This is a genomic window from Haemophilus parainfluenzae (genome assembly GCF_900450995.1).
Lineage (GTDB): Bacteria > Pseudomonadota > Gammaproteobacteria > Enterobacterales > Pasteurellaceae > Haemophilus_D > Haemophilus_D parainfluenzae_O.
The window spans coordinates 1,756,010-1,774,231 of record NZ_UGHY01000002.1; the positions used below are offsets into that span (position 1 = coordinate 1,756,010).

At 39.0% G+C, this 18,222-nt stretch carries 15 protein-coding genes, 1 pseudogene and 1 riboswitch; of the genes and pseudogenes, 14 read left to right on the top strand and 2 right to left on the bottom strand.

Going from position 1 to position 18,222, the window contains the following annotated elements:
• Positions 1–81: 81 nt before the first annotated feature.
• Positions 82–3,159 carry an FAD-binding and (Fe-S)-binding domain-containing protein gene (locus tag DX522_RS08985; protein ID WP_115180538.1) on the bottom strand — a complete coding sequence of 1,026 codons (3,078 nt, stop codon included), beginning with the start codon at positions 3,157–3,159 and terminating at the stop codon, positions 82–84.
• A 399-nt stretch (positions 3,160–3,558) separates the two neighbouring features.
• Here DX522_RS08985 and ompA point away from each other — a divergent pair, with 399 nt between their 5' ends.
• From ompA to bioB, 9 genes and pseudogenes are all read left to right on the top strand, one after another.
• The gene (gene ompA / locus DX522_RS08990) at positions 3,559–4,650 is read left to right on the top strand and encodes a porin OmpA (protein WP_115180539.1); all 1,092 of its coding nucleotides are present in this window, start codon (positions 3,559–3,561) and stop codon (positions 4,648–4,650) included.
• A gap of 102 nt (positions 4,651–4,752) precedes the next feature.
• Positions 4,753–5,334 (top strand): LemA family protein, encoded by a 582-nt coding sequence (locus tag DX522_RS08995; RefSeq protein ID WP_115180540.1) that lies wholly within the window; start codon positions 4,753–4,755, stop codon positions 5,332–5,334.
• Between the two features lie 9 nt (positions 5,335–5,343).
• Entirely contained in the window at positions 5,344–5,793 is a 450-nt protein-coding gene (locus DX522_RS09000) for a TPM domain-containing protein (RefSeq protein WP_005698222.1), read from the top strand.
• A pseudogene (locus DX522_RS09005) lies at positions 5,786–6,587 on the top strand (TPM domain-containing protein). Before DX522_RS09000 ends, DX522_RS09005 begins: the two are co-directional and overlap by 8 nt.
• 75 nt (positions 6,588–6,662) lie before the next feature.
• Entirely contained in the window at positions 6,663–6,989 is a 327-nt protein-coding gene (grxD, locus tag DX522_RS09010; RefSeq protein WP_005699458.1) for a Grx4 family monothiol glutaredoxin, read from the top strand.
• A gap of 143 nt (positions 6,990–7,132) precedes the next feature.
• Positions 7,133–7,225, top strand: a riboswitch (TPP riboswitch).
• A 35-nt stretch (positions 7,226–7,260) separates the two neighbouring features.
• On the top strand, positions 7,261–8,259 hold the full coding sequence (thiB, locus tag DX522_RS09015; protein WP_115180541.1) for a thiamine ABC transporter substrate binding subunit: 999 nt from the start codon (positions 7,261–7,263) through the stop codon (positions 8,257–8,259).
• 5 nt (positions 8,260–8,264) lie between these two features.
• The gene (thiP, locus tag DX522_RS09020) at positions 8,265–9,869 is read left to right on the top strand and encodes a thiamine/thiamine pyrophosphate ABC transporter permease ThiP (RefSeq protein ID WP_115180542.1); all 1,605 of its coding nucleotides are present in this window, start codon (positions 8,265–8,267) and stop codon (positions 9,867–9,869) included.
• Complete coding sequence (gene thiQ / locus DX522_RS09025) at positions 9,862–10,491, top strand: thiamine ABC transporter ATP-binding protein (RefSeq protein ID WP_115180543.1); 630 nt, start codon at positions 9,862–9,864, stop codon at positions 10,489–10,491. The genes thiP and thiQ overlap by 8 nt, the downstream gene beginning before the upstream one ends.
• A 73-nt stretch (positions 10,492–10,564) precedes the next feature.
• Positions 10,565–11,581: a biotin synthase BioB gene (gene bioB, locus DX522_RS09030; RefSeq protein ID WP_049355387.1), complete on the top strand. Its 1,017-nt coding sequence runs from the start codon at positions 10,565–10,567 to the stop codon at positions 11,579–11,581.
• Between the two features lie 46 nt (positions 11,582–11,627).
• Here the strand turns inward: bioB and suhB are convergent, their stop codons facing one another.
• A complete protein-coding gene (gene suhB, locus DX522_RS09035) occupies positions 11,628–12,428 on the bottom strand; it encodes an inositol-1-monophosphatase (RefSeq protein WP_049355386.1) in 801 nt (266 codons plus the stop codon).
• Positions 12,429–12,628: 200 nt separating this feature from the next.
• Here suhB and DX522_RS09040 point away from each other — a divergent pair, with 200 nt between their 5' ends.
• From DX522_RS09040 to recC, 5 genes are read left to right on the top strand one after another with little or no spacing between them, the layout of a single operon-like run.
• The gene (locus tag DX522_RS09040; protein ID WP_115180544.1) at positions 12,629–13,147 is read left to right on the top strand and encodes a prepilin-type cleavage/methylation domain-containing protein; all 519 of its coding nucleotides are present in this window, start codon (positions 12,629–12,631) and stop codon (positions 13,145–13,147) included.
• On the top strand, positions 13,144–13,860 hold the full coding sequence (locus DX522_RS09045; protein WP_115180913.1) for a type II secretion system protein J: 717 nt from the start codon (positions 13,144–13,146) through the stop codon (positions 13,858–13,860). Before DX522_RS09040 ends, DX522_RS09045 begins: the two co-directional genes overlap by 4 nt.
• Positions 13,857–14,543 carry a DUF2572 family protein gene (locus DX522_RS09050; RefSeq protein WP_262054205.1) on the top strand — a complete coding sequence of 229 codons (687 nt, stop codon included), beginning with the start codon at positions 13,857–13,859 and terminating at the stop codon, positions 14,541–14,543. Before DX522_RS09045 ends, DX522_RS09050 begins: the two co-directional genes overlap by 4 nt.
• Before the next feature lie 13 nt (positions 14,544–14,556).
• Positions 14,557–14,823 carry a DUF5374 domain-containing protein gene (locus DX522_RS09055; RefSeq protein WP_115180546.1) on the top strand — a complete coding sequence of 89 codons (267 nt, stop codon included), beginning with the start codon at positions 14,557–14,559 and terminating at the stop codon, positions 14,821–14,823.
• Between the two features lie 37 nt (positions 14,824–14,860).
• Entirely contained in the window at positions 14,861–18,220 is a 3,360-nt protein-coding gene (recC, locus tag DX522_RS09060; RefSeq protein WP_115180547.1) for an exodeoxyribonuclease V subunit gamma, read from the top strand.
• Positions 18,221–18,222 lie beyond the last annotated feature (2 nt).

Sequence of the window (18,222 nt, forward strand, 5' to 3'; positions counted from 1 at the left end):
TTTAAATAAAAAAAAGCGGTTAGATTTAAAATCTGACCGCTTTTTATTTTCTTAAATATTGTGGTAAGTAGAAAATCTATTCTAGTTATTCAATACTTCAAGCAATGCTTGAACAGGGTGTTTCAAGATGGCTTTTTCATATCGCTTCACTTGGCTACGGCAAGAGTAGCCGGTCGCGAGGCAATGATTTGGATCTTTACCTTGTAATTTTTTGCCCCATGATACGTCGTAAATATCTTTTGATATGGTTTGATTTTGAACTTCATGGCCAAATACACCCGCCATACCACAGCAGCCGACTTTTTCAACATTCAAGGTTTGTCCAAATTGCGCAAAAATATGCTGCCATTCTTTCGGACTGTTTGGCATAAAGGTAGATTCAGTACAATGAGGGAATAAATGCCACTCAAAAGTGCGGTCAGATTTTGCAATATTTTTCACCGCACTTTGTAATGCGTTACTTTCTAATTGATTGGTCAGCCATTCATGTGCTGTGAGTACATGGAAATCACCGCGAGAATCACCTAAAGCCTCTTTATATTCATCACGATAAGAAAGCACAATAGCTGGGTCTACGCCGACCAAAGGCACATTTAATTTGGCGACGCGATTTAAAAACTCCGCTTGTGTTTTAGCGGTTTTACTAAAGCGAGCTAAAAAACCTTTAATGTGCATGGCTTTGCCATTTGGTTTAAAAGGCAGAAGGATTGGATCGAATCCTAATTTTTGCGTGAGAGCCACGAAATCCCGTACCACTTTGGCATCGTAATAAGAGGTATAAGGATCTTGTACGATAAAGAGTATATTGGTTTTTTCGACGGCACTGAGACCTTCCAATTCTTCTAATTTTTTGCCTTGATAGCCAATTTCGACTAATTGTTGTTGAAGGTTTGGCTCTGAAAGGAGAGGCAAATCAGTCATGCCTAGTGTTTTTTCAACCAAGCTTTGAGTAACTTTCAGTTTGGTGAAATAATTGAATAATGCCGGTTTTTTCGCCATATAAGGTGCAGCAACTTCTAAATTCGCCACAAGATGATCTTTGGCTGGGCGCAAATAACGACTGTGGTAGAAATGGAAGAATTTCGCACGGAAACTTGGTACATCAATTTTAATCGGGCATTGGCTTGCGCAGGCTTTACAAGCCAGGCAAGTATCCATTGCGGCTTTCACTTCATGTGAGAAGTCATACTCACCACGCCATTTCTGTACGCTATTACGGAAACGTTCCACAAGTGCGGTCAATTTGACTTGTGTTTTATGAAAATCTAATTGATCAGGCGATACGTTTTCATTGACCATTAATCGCAACCATTCACGTACCATAGCGGCTCGTCCTTTTGGCGAGAATACGCGATTTTTACTCACTTTCATGGAAGGGCACATAATGCTGTGCTCATCAAAGTTAAAGCAAAGCCCGTTACCGTTACAGTTCATCGCGCCTTTGAATTCGTCTCGCATCTGAATCGGGATTTGGCGATCATTGTCCGCACGCATTGGCGAGAGAATGGAATAGAGTTCCGCATCGCTCTTAAGTGGCGTACAGATTTTACCTGGATTCAGACGATTGTTTGGATCAAATAAAAATTTCACATAACGTAATTCTTGCCAAAGTTCAGGTGTAAAGAATTTCTCGCCATAATGAGAACGTACACCTTTACCGTGTTCCCCCCATAGTAAACCGCCGTATTTCACCGTGAGTTCTGCCACTTCATCTGAAATTTGTTTAAAGAGTTTGACTTGTTCTTTATCGCATAAGTCTAAAGCCGGGCGAACGTGCAATACACCAGCATCCACATGGCCAAACATCCCATATTGCAGATTGTGACTATCTAATAAGGCTCTAAATTCTGCAATGTAATCCGCAAGATGTTCTGGTGGCACACAAGTATCTTCCACAAAAGGAATCGGTTTGGCTGAGCCTTTCGCATTCCCCAATAGCCCCACCGCTTTTTTACGCATGGCGTAAATACGTTCAATAGAAGGCAAGTCAGAACAAAGTTGATAGCCGATAATATGATCTTTGCCTTGTGCAATTTTTTCATCTAATTGCTGACAAAGTGCGGTCACTTGGCTGTCGATTTTAGCTTGATTGTTGCCCGCATATTCCACAATGTTTAAACCAAGAATTGGATTTTGTTCTTCTTCTGTTAAAAGTTCTTTCACTGAATGCCAAATAATATCTTGCTTAGCGAGGTTCAGCACTTTGGAATCGACAGTTTCAACTGAAAGGGCATTGGCTTTCACCATAAAAGGCGCATTGCGAAGTGCGGCATCAAATGAGCTGTATTTCACATTAATTAAGGTACGATATTTCGGAATCGGTAATAAATTGAGTTTAGCTTCGCAGATAAACGCAAGTGAACCTTCTGACCCCGTTAAAATTCGGGTGAGATTAAATTCACTTTCATCGTTATTAAAGACATTCTTAAGATCGTAACCGGTAAGAAAGCGATTGAGTTGTGGTAAATCTTGAATGATTGAAGCGCGCTTCTCTTTACAACGTTGGAAAATCGTTTGATGTAGTGTTTTTCCATTTTCTGCAAGCGGGTAGTTTTCTAAAACATCGTCAGATTTGACCGCGCTTGTATCTAATATTTCACCATTCATCAAAACAGAACGTAATGCTAAAACGTGATCAGAGGTTTTTCCGTATTGTAATGAACCTTGACCAGAGGCATCGGTATTAATCATGCCACCGAGTGTTGCTCGATTACTGGTGGAGAGTTCTGGCGCAAAGAATAAGCCGTGAGGTTTTAAAAATTGGTTTAGCTGGTCTTTTACGACGCCCGCCTGCACACGAACCCAACGTTCTTCTATATTAAGCTCTAAAATGCCTGTCATGTGGCGAGAGAGATCCACAATAATATTGTTATTAATAGATTGTCCATTTGTGCCTGTGCCGCCACCGCGAGGTGTAAAGGTTAAGTGAAGGTATTTCTCTTTATTGGCTAATTTGGTGATGCGTACTACATCAGCAACAGATTTAGGGAACAAAATAGCCTGTGGAAGTTGTTGATAGACGCTGTTATCTGTCGCAAGACTTAAGCAGTCGGCATAATTTGAGGCAATATCACCTTCAAAATGCTGTTTTTGGAGTTCGCTAAGATAATCACTTACCACATTATTAAGTTGTGGCACATTAGAAAGACGGGGCAACATAAAATCACTCACACATAAATAGAGAAGAAAGTGAATTTGATGATATATGAAGCTCAAAAAAAAGTCGATTTGAACAAAAGATATTTTTTGTTAGAATAGAAAACGGGTTAAGAATCAACCTATTTTTTGTGAATGAACGTTCATATTAGGGGTTGTTTGTCTACAAAATAACCAAGAAGGGCAAAAAAAGTTTGATCTTTGGTGTTTTTATAGGATAATAACCGTACTTTTGAACGTTCCTTTGGCTATGGCAAAGGAATTGAATTTGTCAAAAGGATAAGTTAGGGCAAATTCAAAACCCTAGTTAAGCAATGTTTAGAGTGTTTCTTTTTTGTAAAGTTCACGATAAACAAGGAAACTTTTCTTATTAATAACGATGACTAAATAGAGGACATCAAAATGAAAAAAACTGCAATCGCATTAGTCGTTGCTGGTTTAGCAGCAGCTTCTGTAGCTCAAGCAGCTCCACAAGAAAACACTTTCTATGCAGGTGTTAAAGCTGGTCAAGCATCTTTCCACGATGGTATTAAAGCTAACTCAGCTAGCAAAGGATTAGACTTTGGTGCTGGTTACAACCGTAACTCTGTTACTTACGGTGTATTTGGTGGTTACCAAGTATTAAACCGTGATAACTTAGGTTTAGCGGTTGAATTAGGTTACGATGACTTCGGTCGTGTTAAATTCAAAGATGCTGGTAAAGTAGCATTCAAACACACTAACCACGGTGCTCACTTAAGCTTAAAAGGTAGCTATGGTTTAGGCGGTTTAACTTCTGCTTTAGAAGGCTTAGATGTTTACGGTCGTGCTGGTGCAGCTTTAGTTCGTTCTGACTATAAAGAATATGCAGCTAATGGTACTAAATCTTTCAGAGAGCACAGCTTACGCGTTTCTCCAATGTTCGCAGCTGGTTTCGAGTATGCGTTACCATCTTTACCAGAGTTAGCATTACGTCTTGAATATCAATGGTTAGCTCGCGTAGGTAAATTACGTAACTATCCGGGTGTTCAACAAGGTCAAGCAGCTGACTACAACCCATGGATCGGTTCTATCAACGCTGGTTTATCTTACCGTTTCGGTCAAGGTGCTGCTCCAGTTGTTGCACCTGAAGTTGTAAGCAAAACTTTCAACTTAAGCTCTGATGTAACTTTCGCGTTCGGTAAAGCTAACTTAAAACCACAAGCTCAAGCAACTTTAGACGGTATCTACGGTGAAATCGCTCAAATCAACAACGCTAACGTAGCTGTTGCTGGTTATACAGACCGTATCGGTAAAGATGCACCAAACGTTAAATTATCGCAACGTCGTGCAGACTCTGTAGCTAACTACTTAGTATCTAAAGGTGTTCCAGCTCAAAACATCTCTGCAACTGGTCACGGTAAAGCTAACCCAGTTACAGGTTCTACTTGTGACGCGGTTAAAGGTCGTAAAGCACTTATCGCTTGTTTAGCACCAGACCGTCGTGTTGAAATCGCAGTTAACGGTACTAAATAATTTTATTTAGTTATCCATTAACGGATTAGCATTAGAAGACCTAAACTTCGGTTTAGGTCTTTTCTTATATAAATTAAACCTATAAATTGAAGGAATTTTTGAATGAAAAAGTGGATTATCTTGATTATTATCGCCGTTGCTGCAGGTTTAGGCTTAATGTCTAGCTACAATGGCTTAGTAAAAGCAGAAACTGAAATTGATTCTGTTTGGGCAAATGTTGAATCATCTTATCAACGTCGTGCTGATTTAATTCCGAACTTAGTAAATACTGTAAAAGGTCAAGCTAATTTTGAACAACAAACATTAACTAATGTAATCGAAGCTCGCGCAAAAGCGACACAAACTAAAATTGATCCGTCTAATTTAACGGAAGAACAATTAAACGAATTCCAACAAAATCAAAATCAAGTAGGTTCAGCATTATCTCGTTTACTTGTTACTGTAGAACAATACCCACAATTAAAAGCGAATGAAGGCTTTATGAACTTACAAGTGCAACTTGAAGGTACAGAAAACCGTATCAATGTGGCTCGTAATAAATTTAATGAAGCTGCACGTATTTATAATGAAAAAGTACGTCAATTCCCAACTAAATTAGCTGCAATGATTTTTGGTTTTAAAGCTAAACCTTACTTTAAATCAGCTGCAGGCGATGAAAACGCACCGACTGTAAACTTTAACTAAGGTTTATCTATGCCATTCTTTTCCAGAATTCCGGTAGATAAAAAGCAAATCGAGGCGGCGATTAGTCGCCTCGAAAGCTTAAGTTCGGCTGAGTTACGTGTTTATATTGAACGCAAAGTACCAAAGGCTTCAGCACAACTATCTGCAATGGAACGAGCTTTAGAAGTCTTTGACGAACTGGAAATGCATAAAACAGCGGCACAAAATGCTGTGTTGATTTATGTGGGATATAAAAATCATCTTTGTGCCATCGTAGGTGATAAAGGCATTCATCAATTTGTTGATGTGGCTTATTGGCAGTTACAATGCGATTTAATGATTGAGCAGTTTAAACAAAAAGCTTATACACAAGGTATTGTCGATGCGATTGATCGTATCAGTGATATTTTATCTCGCCATTTTCCTATTCAGCCTAATGATGTGAATGAATTATCTAATGAGGTAATTATTAATGGCTAAGCTTTTATCTTTTATGAAAAGTGCGGTTATTTTTAGCCTTGTTTTTTTTTGCTCAAATGGTTGTTGCGGCAGAATTTCCGTCTGCACCAAATCCTTTCCATTACATAAACGATTACACCAACACACTTTCTGCAGAACATAAGCAAATTTTAGAAAATAAACTAATTGCTTATAGTAAAGAAACGAGTTCACAAATCGCGGTTGTTTTGGTTCCTACAACCGGTGAATATGAAATTGCTGATTATACTTTTGCTTTAGGTGATAAATGGGGTATTGGACGTAAAAATCTGAACAATGGCGTGTTGATGCTGATTGCGAAGGATGATCGCAAAGTCTTTATCGCAACAGGGCAAGGTTTAGAAGGTGTATTGCCGGATGCTTTTTTATCGCAAGTTATCCGTTCGGCAATTTTGCCACAATTTAAACAAGGCCAATATGCGCAAGGTATTAATGACGGCTTAAACCAAATTATTGCGGCAAGTAAAGGCGAATTCGATGCGGCACAAGTTGAAGAAGATGCGTTCGATAAGTACATCCCATTCTTAATGGTATTGGCATTTATTGCTATTGTATTATTTGGTGAATTCCAATATCACAAAGATGAAGTATATATTAGCCCGAATCAACGTGACCAACTGAATAAAATCATTCGTCAAAGTACGATTTCTCGTCGTCGTGGTGGCGGTTCCGGTTTCGGAAGCGGATTTGGTGGAGGCTTCGATGGCGATAGTTCTTCCGGTGGTGGCTTTGGTGGCGGTGGCTTCGGCGGCGGCGGAGCTGGTGGAAGTTGGTAAGACCAAGTCTTTCACTCAGGTTCTATCTTATGTTAGAATAGCGCCCTATTCAGACTTATTTGAACAAGGAACATTATGGAAACGTTAGACAAAATCAAAAAACAAATCGCTGAAAACCCAATCTTAATTTACATGAAAGGTTCACCAAAATTACCTTCTTGTGGTTTCTCTGCGCGTGCATCTGAAGCATTAATGAATTGCAAAGTGCCTTTCGGCTATGTTGATATTCTTCAACACCCAGATATTCGTGCTGAATTGCCGGCTTATGCAAACTGGCCAACTTTCCCACAATTATGGGTAGAAGGTGAGTTAATAGGTGGTTGTGATATTATTTTAGAAATGTATCAAGCTGGCGAACTTCAAACTTTATTAAGCGAAGTAGCGGCTAAACATCAAGCTTAATTGACGATAGATTACAAGATAAACCTGCTTTTTAGCAGGTTTTCTTTTGCTCAAAAAATGATAAACCAGATATAAAAGTGTGATTGGATTAACATTTTTAAATGAAATAACTTGTTGATTAAATTTCCTTAAGATAGACTACATCGCGTTAGTCGGGGTGCCTATATTAATGGCTGAGAAACACCCGTGAACCTGAAACAGATAATGCTGGCGTAGGAAACTAATTATCTCATTATGCTGTTTCGTTATGCAAAAATAAGGAGAACGCATAATGAACAAAACACTTCCCATTTTAACCGCACTTTTTACCGCTTCCGCTTTCGCACAAGCTGCTCCTCAAACATTAGATGTTTATACTTATGATTCATTTAGTGCTGATTGGAGTGCTGGGCCAAAAGTAAAAGCAGCTTTTGAACAACAATTCCCGCAATGTAAGCTGAATTATGTGGCTTTTGACAATAATGGCACTTTGTTTAACCGTGTTCGTCTAGAAGGTAAAAAAATTAAGGCAGATGTCGTGCTCGGTTTAGATAGTTATCAAATTGAGGATTCACAAAAACTCAATATTTTTGAGCCAAATAAAGTGGATTTAAGCCAGTTACGTTTACCCATTAAATGGGAAAATAAAACTTTCTTACCATTTGATTATGCGCAATATGCGTTTATTTATGACAAAAATAAGCTGGCTAATCCTCCAAAAAGCTTAAAAGAATTAGTTGAGCGTCAAGATCTTAAAGTGTTATATCAAGATCCGCGTACCAGCAGTATTGGACGGGGTTTATTACTTTGGATGAATGCAGTTTATCCAGCTGCAGATGTAGCAAATGCTTGGAAAACCCTTTCTAAACATACTGTCACTGTCACCAAAGGTTGGACTGAGTCTTATGGTGCCTTTTTAAAAGGCGAAGGCGATGTGGTTTTAAGCGTCAATACTTCACCGATTTACCATATTCTGTCTGAACAAAAAGACAATTATGTGGCAACGGAATTTGCAGAGGATAGCGTATTACAAGTTGAGGTTGCGGCAAAAGTTGCTAACCGTAATAATGCCTGTGCTGATGAATTTTTAGGATTCTTACTTTCACCGCAAGCTCAAGCGGATATTGCCAAAAATAATGTGATGTTACCCGTGGTAGAGACCGATATCGAAAGTCATATTGATGCGCTTAATTCTCGCGCAAAATCAATGCGTATTTTAGATACCACAACGGTAACAAGTGAGCAGCTTAAAGGCTGGATCAATCAATGGCAAAAAGCCTTATCTAAATAGTATTAATGAGCTTATTTCAACATCCGCATTTTCGTCCTCGCCATTATTTGGGCGGAAGTGCGGTCATTTTTTTCATTGTTTTACTCTATGGATTTTCACTTTCTGCGGTTTTTTCAGTTGGAAGTGATTATGCCTTATCTGATTTCTTAAAAGACGATTATTTGCATCAAGTTATCGCCTTTAGTGTCGGGCAGGCATTCTTGTCAGCCTTGCTTTCTAGCGTAATTGGAACTTTATTTGCTCGCGCTTTTTTTTATGTAGATTTCAAAGGTAAATCGCTCATTTTACGCATTTTTTCCCTCACCTTTGTTTTGCCGGCATTACTGGCTATTTTTGGTCTAATTGGTATTTATGGCACTGCTGGTTGGCTAACACAACTGCTGCAAACCTTAGGTATTTTGTGGAAACCCTCCATTTATGGTTTAAGTGGTATTCTCATTGCCCATTTATTTTTTAATATTCCCTTAGCTGCCCGAATGAGTTTGCAGGCTTTGCAAAGTGTACCGACCGAACAGCATCAACTCGCGGCACAATTAAATATCAAAGGTTTCACATTTTTCCGTTTAATTGAATGGCCTTATTTGAAAAGCCAAATCGTGTCTGCCTTTGTGCTGATTTTTATGCTGTGTTTCACTAGCTTTACGATAGTGTTGGCACTAGGTGGTGGACCACAAAACAGCACGCTAGAAGTTGCCATTTACCAAGCCATTTTCTTTGAATTTGATTTACCCAAAGCTGCACTTTTTGCGCTAGTACAATTTGTGTTTTGTTTTGCTTTATTTTCACTTTCACAATATTGGGCAAAAGCACCTGAAACCCAGGTTTCGCAACGTTATCGATGGGTTTTACCTTCTTCAAGTGCGGTCAAATTTGGACATGTTTTTGTCTTATTCTCGGTGTGCTTATTTATTTTAAGTCCCTTATTCAATATCGTTTTCCAAGGTTTGTCAGCGACCCAATTATTTGGCTATTGGCAAAACCCACAATTATGGAAAGCGCTTGCTTATTCATTAACCATGGCACCGACTGCAGGGATTTTATCGGTATTATTTGGATTTTTCTTATTGTTACTTTCCCGTCAGCTACAATGGTTATATCATCCCAAATTAGCTCACTTAATTTTAACGGGGGGGATGATGATTTTAGCCATTCCGACGATCGTTTTAGCAGTCGGCTTATTCCTTTGGTTGCAAGATATTGATTTTTCAGCAGGGCATTTGTTTGTAGTGGTATCTGTTTGTAACGCCTTGGCTGCCTTGCCATTTGTGATCAAAATTCTCAATACACCAATGAATCAATCAATGCAATATTATGAAAAACTCTGTTTATCGCTGAATATTACCGGTTGGCAGCGTTTTCGTTTAATTGAATATCCGCTACTAAAAGCCCCGTTGAAATATGCTTTGGCGCTCGCGACGACCTTATCACTCGGCGATTTTACGGCGATAGCTTTATTTGGTAGTCCTGACTTCACTTCGTTGCCTCATTTGCTTTATCAACAAATCGGACAATATCGAAGCCAAGAAGCGGCAGTGACGGCATTGATTTTATTGGGCTTATGTTTAGGTTTATTTATGTTTATTGAAGGGCAGAAGGAACAAAATGATTAAATTAAATAATGTGGTCTTCAATTATCAATCCATGTCGATGGTATTTGATTTACAGATTCAAGCCCAGGAAAAAATTGCCATTATTGGTGAAAGTGGCGCAGGAAAAAGTACGTTGCTGAATTTAATTGCCGGTTTCGAATATGCTGATAGTGGCGAGATTTGGCTAAACGGTGAAAATCATACCAAAACAGCACCTTTTGAACGCCCTGTTTCCATGCTATTTCAGGAAAACAATCTCTTTACTCATTTTTCTGTAGAAGAGAATATTGCCTTAGGTTTAAAACTGAATTTAGCCTTAAATGCAGAAGAAAAAGCCCTTGTAGAACAAGCTGCTAGAGCAGTTAATTTACAGGATTTTTTAACGAGAAAACCGACCGCACTTTCAGGTGGACAAAAACAGCGAGTAGCGTTAGCGCGCTGTTTGCTACGAGATAAACCCATTTTATTATTGGATGAGCCTTTTTCAGCCCTCGATCCTAAATTACGCGTTGAAATGCAGGATTTAATGGATCAATTATGTGAAGAGAAAAAACTCACCATGTTACTGGTGACGCATCAACCCAAAGAAATTGAACGGCATATTGATCGAGTGATTGAAATTCATCAAGGAAAAGTGATCTGATCTCTTTTTATCATATTGCAGAGTAATATGCTCAACTTAATAAAAGCTATATAGCTTAAACGAGGAAAATATAATGACCACAACAAATGTAGTACAGCTTTCATCTATTACGCCCCATCCATCAGTAGAGTATTGGTCTGTTTGTAAAGTCGAAGCGTTGTTTGAAACACCTTTTTTAGAATTAGTCTATCGTGCGGCTCAAGTGCATCGAGAGCATTTCAACCCTGGCGCAATACAGTTATCGACGTTGATGTCGATTAAAACAGGGGGCTGTCCAGAGGATTGTGGTTATTGCCCACAATCAGCACGTTATCAAACAGGCGTGCAAAATCAGCAGATCTTGGATATTGATGAAATTGTCGAAAAAGCCAAAATTGCTAAAGCACGTGGTGCAGGACGTTTTTGTATGGGAGCAGCATGGCGTGGTCCTAAACCTAAAGATATGGAAAAAGTGACGGCGATTATTCGTGCGGTAAAAGATATTGGCTTAGAAACTTGCGGCACCTTTGGGTTGTTGCAAGATGGTATGGCGGAAGAGTTAAAAGATGCAGGATTGGACTATTACAACCACAATATAGATACCGCGCCAGAAAATTATCACAATGTCATTGGCACACGTCGTTTTGATGATCGTTTAAGCACATTAGGAAAAGTGCGTCATGCCGGTTTGAAAGTTTGCTGTGGCGGTATTGTCGGAATGAACGAAACCCGTAAAGAGCGAGCAGGCCTCATTGCAAGTTTGGCAAATCTTGATCCGCAGCCAGAGTCCGTGCCAATTAACCAATTAGTGAAAGTAGAAGGCACACCAATGGCAGATGCAGCTGATTTAGATTGGACAGAGTTTGTTCGTACTATTGCTGTTGCGCGTATTACTATGCCGAAAAGTTATGTTCGTCTTTCTGCAGGTCGTCAAGGCATGAGTGAAGAAATGCAAGCGATGTGTTTTATGGCTGGCGCAAATTCCATTTTCTATGGTGATAAATTATTAGTGACTGGCAACCCAGAAGAAGATGGCGATCAGCTGCTCATGGCTAAATTAGATCTTGAGCCGGAAACGGAAGAAAATAGAAAGCCACTCGACAGAAATTAGTCATAAAAAAAGTGCGGTGAAATTTCACCGCACTTTTGATTGAGGCTTACTTAACTTGTTCCGTTAAGCAAGGCTGAATTTTATTCAGCATTTCTTTTAAAATACGCGCTGGTGCAGCCACGATGTTGCCTGAGCGTAAATAGCCATGACCTGCATTGAAATCACACACTAAACCGCCCGCTTCACGTACGATTAAATCACCTGCTGCGCAATCCCAAGGTTTTAAGCCCATTTCGAAATAACCGTCAACGCGACCTGAAGCCACATAGCAAAGGTCTAATGCGGCAGAACCCGTACGGCGGAAATCTGCTGCTTCATCAATTAAGTTATTCATGATAGCAAATTGAGTTGGCATCAAGCTTGGTTGTTTGAATGGGAAACCGGTGGCTAAAATCGCCCCGTTAAGTTCATTTTGGCTATCTACACGTAAACGCACTTCATTTAATTTTGCGCCTTCACCACGTACAGCAGTGAATAATTCATTACGAATAGGATCGTAAACCACACCTACTTCGGTACGGTTTTTTACACGGATAGCAATGGAAACAGAGAAATGTGGCAAACCTTTTACAAAGTTGGTTGTGCCATCTAGTGGATCAATCACCCATTGAATATCACTGTCTTTGCCTTCTAATGCACCACGTTCTTCACTGATAATTGTATGATCAGGATAAGATTTTTGAATGATTTCAATGATCTCAGCTTCAGCGGCTTTATCGACGCTAGTCACATAATCATTAATACCTTTTTTACTTGTTTGGATGTCATCACGGCGCTCATAGTTTTTAGCAATCACGTTGCCCGCTTTTCGTGCCGCACGAATAGCGATATTTAACATTGGATTCATATTTCCACCAGATTTTAAAGAACAGATAAATAGGTCGTCTATTATAAGGGAGTTTTAGTAAATAGCCAGTTGAAAATGTTTAATTCACGGTTTTTCTCATTCTTTAAAGGAAATTTGCGATCGGTATAGCAAAAATAAAGTAGCCAATTTGGCTTTCTTCTAAAGGACTTTTAAAGTGCGGTCAAAAAAGAAGGCATTTTATGTATAAAGGGATAACCTTATTAGAAACCTTGATTGTATTATTTATTTTAAGCTTAACGTTAGCGTTTGCATTGCCTAAATGGCAGAAAAACGATCCCAAATATTTTCTCGAAAAAGAGCAACAACGGCTTTATTTTTTCTTACGTAATATTCAAGCGAGGGTAGAAAATTCATCGGCGATTTGGTTTATTTTGGCCAATCAAGATAGGGCAAATCAACGTTGGTGTATCACAGCTCAAGTAAAAAGCGATCATTTTTGTGATTGTTTTCATCCCCAGAATTGTCCTAAAAACCTTTATGCGCATTTTTACTATCCTTATTTTGAAGAAAAAACGATGCTGATAGGCCCTAAATTATATCCGTCTGAAGTAGCGGTGAAATTTAATGGGGCCAGAAATACCATGGAAACAAATTGTTTTATGTTACAGGCTGAAGAGCATCGAACATTGTTCTCTTTTTTCAATGTTGGCAGTATCAAATTAAAGTCTGATCAAGCGGCGAGTGCATGTACAAGATGAAACCATTAAAAGGCGAAACATTGGTGAGCTTGTTGATTTCACTCGGCTTATCTGCTTTATTATTGTTATTGGTTGCACAATTTTATGCCCAAACTCAACAGCAAAATCAGCGTTTAATGTTACAACTTAAATTACAAGCGGAATTACAACGCACAATCCAACTCATCGGGAAAGATCTGCGTCGAGTAGGCTTTCGAGCCGCAAACCAAAAACTCATTGAAGATAATCTGGCTTTATTCGAATTAGACGAAAAGGGTACTGCAATAACCATTGCTCAAGCAGACAATGCACCATCAAATAGTTGTGTCTTATTTTTTTATGATTTGAATAGTAATGGTTGTATTGGTGAAAAATACACAAAAAACACCTGCGTAAATGTCGTTAAAAATGTGGCAAAAAATATCGAAAAGGAGCTATTTGGTTACAAACTTAACGGCAAAATGATCGAAACCAAACAAACTTATAAAAATGCGGTAAATGCAGATTGTCGTTCAGCAGAATGTCAGCGTGCTTTAACGCAATCTACTTGTAACGCTGGTGGTGGATGGACAGATTTATTGGATGAAAAAGAGTTTGAGATTTCTCAATTACGTTTTGATTGGTTAAAGGCCGGGAAAGGGATTGAAATCAAACTCGCAGGGCATCTTGCCGCATATAAGCATATTCAATATGAAACTTCGCTTGTGGTGCCTTTATTAAATCAAGAAGAATGATGATGAAAAAAGGGATTGTAACACTGACGGCGCTAATTTTACTTTCGGGATTATTGGCATTGATCTTATTATTTGATGAACAGATCTTTGCGTTTTTTCGATCTCAAATGAGTCAGCGAAAATATTATGTAGAACAAAGCCTTCCTTTACAGAAAATCAGTCAGCAACAACAAACGCACATTTGCCAAAACTTGCCTTTAAATGGTACTGAAAAAGTGAAACAGGTCTTTTTCGAGTCTAATGGGGTAGAGGATAAAGTCGCCTATTCTGTTTGGTGTAAACGCGCAGAGTTATTTAAGAAATCGCCCACAAAAGGCATTAATGAAAATATGCTGCGAGATTTTATTTCTAGCGAAAAACAAGCTGATTTTCAACCGCACTTTGTGAAAGTAGATACTACTTTAACTGTTAAAAAAACACCGCAAGTATATTGGATAACGCAAAGCCAATTAGAAATTAAAGGGAATGTGAGTGGTATTCTGCTAGCAGAAGGAGATTTAAGTTTAACCGGCAGAGGGCGTATTAGTGGTGCAGTGATTACTGGAGGCTCACTTAAGTTGGAGGGAGACGTGACGGTAGCTTACGGTAAAGCCGTGGTAACAAAACTCGTACAAGAATATAGCCAATGGCGTTTGGTGGATAAAAGTTGGAGTGATTTAAGTGCGCAAGATCAAAGTGAATAATGGCATGTCGTTAATGTCACTTTTATTAGCCTTATCGATTTTCAGCGGGTTATTTTTGATCTTTGACCGATGGACGACTGAGCAACGGAAAAGTGCGGTCAGAATTTTTCAAGAATTTCAGGCGATTCAAATTGCTGAAAATCAGGCTCAACGTCAGTTTTTAGGCTTGTCTTGTGAAAATAGCGTAGAACAAAATGGCATTCAATTTTCAATTCAATGCAGTCATCATCAAGTGAATATACGCTATCCTCAAGGTGAATTTTTATTGAAAACCGAGTAAAATAACGCATTGTTTTTGCTTTCAAAAGGGCGTTACTTTGTTCGTTACTTATTATTCAAACCAACCAGAAATTCAAAAGGATATTTTAGTTTCGCTGTTGGAAAATTTACCGCAACATGATCCGTTTCAATCTGACATTGTGTTAGTGCAAAGTCCAGGTATGGCACAATGGTTGCAAATGGAAATTGCTAAAAAACGCGGTGTTGCAGCGAATTTCCAATTCCCCATGCCTTCCAGTTTTATTTGGAAACTTTACGCTGATAATTTGCCGAATGTTTCCACGCAAAACCCTTTTGAAAAAGATTCAACGTTATGGCGATTAATGCGATTAATCCCTACTTTTTTACAGCAAAAAGAATTTGAACCATTAAAAAAATATTTAGCGTCTTCACCTGCATCAGAACAGCAAAAACTTTATCAATTAAGCCTAAAAGTTGCCGATTTATTTGACCAATATCTCGTCTATCGTCCCGAATGGATTGCCGCATGGGAAGAAAATAACGATGAAAAGATCTTGGCTCAAATTAATCAGCAAAAGCAGGGGGGGGCGGCGTTAAATCCTACCTTTCTTTCTCAAATTAAAGGCAATATTCACTGGCAGGGAATTTTATGGCGAGCCTTGGTGAATGATGTCCAACGTGATTTCGGTGGAAAAGCAAAACATCGTGCTGCACTTAATCAACAATTTTTAGCATTATGTCGTGATCCCAATGCGACGCTCAACTTACCAGAACGTATTTTTATTTTTGGTATTCCAGCATTGCCAACGGTTTATCTCAATATTTTCCAAGGTATTTCAGCTAAAACAGACGTACATTTATTCTTCAATAATCCATGTCAAGAATACTGGGGCGACCTGCGAGATCTGAGTAAATCCTATTTATTAGAAAGACAGCGTTTCGTGCAAGAAAGTGATGATGTGAAGCCTTTAATTTCAGCCGAGCAAGTGTCATGGGAACCTGCTGACCTTGATTACACCAATCAACAAGAAGAATTGTTCAGCGGAAATCCGCTTTTAGCCTCTTGGGGAAAAATGGGACGGGATTTTCTCTATCAATTAGTGCGTGATGAAGAAAATATTCAAGCCATTTCCCGTGATTACTATGCGGAACTTCCTGAAAAAACGTTACTAGGACAGATCCAAAATCAAATTTTGACGTTGAGTCATGGTGCATTAAATGTAGAGAAAAATGACCGCTCTTTGGTCGTGAAATCTTGCCATAGCGCGATGCGAGAAGTTGAAGTGCTGCATGATTATTTGTTGGATTTATTCAATCAAAATCAGCATAAGCCAAAAGAAGAGCAGATTACACCAAAAGATGTGGTGGTCATGGTTGCTGATGTTAACCAATATACGCCTTATATTCAGGCTGTCTTTGGTACGAATAGTGCGGATGCACCTACTATTCCATTCTCGATTTCTGACAGTAAATTGTCTGAAAGTGATGTGATCGTGTCGAGCTATCTTTCCCTGCTAAATTTAAGAGAAAGTCAGTTTGGCGCGGAAGAAGTACTGGCTTTATTGGATATTCCCGCTATCCGTGAGCGTTTTAATATTGCCCTTGTAGATCTCGAACAAATCCGTGAATGGGTGAAAGAGTCGGGTATTCGCTTTGGTTTAGAAAAACTGCAGAATACACTGAATTTTAACGCATGGCAGGCGGGACTTGAACGTATGACTTTAGGTTATGCGATGCGTGAAGAGCAAGGCGTTTGGCAGGACAGTCTTGGACTTGATAGTAGCTATGGATTGAAAGGGCAGTTAGTCGGTGCGGTGAATCAATTTTTTACAGCCCTAAATAAATGGCATCAAGATTTGCAAAAGGCACACAATATTGAAAAATGGCGTGAAAAATTAACCGCACTTTTGACGGATTTCTTTGTGCAAAATGAAGAAACTGCGGATACCTTATTTTATATTCAGGATTGTATCAATGCCTTTGCCGATGATTTGCAGACCGTCAATTTTGAAGAAACTTTGCAAGCGGATGTGATTGCGGAAGTGATGTCTGCACGTTTAGAAGAAACACCAAATAGCCTTCGCTTCTTAGCAGGGAAAGTGAATTTCTGCACGCTTTTACCAATGCGATCTATTCCTTTCAAAGTGGTATGTTTGCTTGGGATGAATGAGGCTGATTACCCACGCAGTCATACACCAAATAGTTTTGACTTAATGCAATATCATCATCAAAAAGGCGATCGTGTTCGTCGAGACGATGATCGTTACTTATTCCTTGAAGCCTTACTGGCTGCAAGATCTCATTTTTATGTGAGTTATGTGGGCTGTTCGATTATTGATAATCAACCCAAAGAGCCTTCAGTGTTAGTGAGCCAGTTAATTGATTATATTAATCATTATTCAGAAAATGGCTTGAGAATTGAACAACATCCAATGACGGCGTTTAGTCCAAGTAATTTCCAAAATAAAGGGAAAATTAACCGCTCTTTTGCAAAAAAATGGCTGCCGATTGCGCAATTCCAAGAAAGAAAATGTCATGAATTTGTTGTGCCTATGGGCGAAAATCAAGAGCCAATAACGGAAATTGAACTCGATCGTTTTGTGAGTTTTGTTGAAAATCCAGTGAAATTCTTTTTTGAAAAGCAGCTTGGCGTGTATTTCCGAGATGAAGGTGATCGCATTGAAGAAAGTGAAAACTTCACGTTAAATGGTTTGGATCGTTATCGCATTAATAATGAGTTATTGCATTTAGAGGAAGCGCAATTTAACGATTATTTCGCCAAACAGCGAGTAAAAGGCATCATGCCACGCGGCGAGTTTGCGGAAGTTTGTGCGCAATCCATTCGTGCTGATGTATTGGCTTTTAAAGAGAAAATTAAGGATTATTCTTCACCCCACAGTGAGAGTGTTGATTTTGTGGTGGAAACGGCACAAGGCAATATTCGCTTGTTTGGCTATATGGAGCCATTATTTGGTGATGAAAATCAGATAATCGAATGGCGATTTGCAAAATATAAAGATCGTTATCGTATTCGTCCATGGCTTTATTATCTCATTCAACTGGCGACAAAAGAGAACGCACTGCCACCACGTATTATCGCTAAAGATAAGGATTTAACATTAAAAACAATAGAAAAATCAACCGCACTTGAGAAACTGAAAATGTATATCGAGGCTTATTTACAAAGCCAGCAACAAATTCAGCTCATTCCAAAGGAAAATATAGCGAAGTTTATTGAAAAAGATGAAAGTGCGGTCAATTTTGACAATGTTTTAGCGAATATCGAATCCCTTGCGAAAGATGATCCTTATGGTTACGGTAAAGCTGATCCTTATTGGGCGAGGGTGTTGGGGCAAACAGAACAATTTAAATCGCAGGATGGTCTCTTGCAGTTGGTGAAACAAACCACATCCTGGTTTGGAGAAATGTTGTCTTAAAG